The sequence below is a fragment of the Chryseobacterium sp. SIMBA_028 genome, assembly GCF_046535285.1.
GTDB lineage: Bacteria > Bacteroidota > Bacteroidia > Flavobacteriales > Weeksellaceae > Chryseobacterium.
Window position 1 is genome coordinate 1 of sequence record NZ_JAWRWZ010000419.1, and the last position, 262, is coordinate 262.

Annotated in this window: 1 protein-coding gene; it reads right to left on the reverse strand. The window is 38.9% G+C overall.

Annotation, left to right across the window (positions count from 1 at the left end; translation table 11 throughout):
- A partial coding sequence (locus SCA31_RS23975; protein WP_410699498.1) for an aldo/keto reductase occupies window positions 1–262 on the reverse strand: 262 nt, incomplete at both ends.

Genomic DNA, 262 nt, shown 5'->3' on the forward strand with positions numbered 1-262 from the left:
GTTGATATAATAAATCAATACGGTCTGTACGAAGGCGTTTCAGCATCCCTTCCACTACTATTTTTATATGTTCAGGTTTGCTGTTCAATCCCGGTAAGCGTGTCCCGGTTTGCTGATCAATGTTCCAACCGAATTTAGTTTCAATAACTATTTTATCACGAAAAGAAGAAACCGCTTCGCCCAAAATCTTCTCACATTCAAAAGGTCCATAAGCTTCAGCGGTATCAAATAAAGTAACCCCGTTATCAAAAGCTTTCCGAAT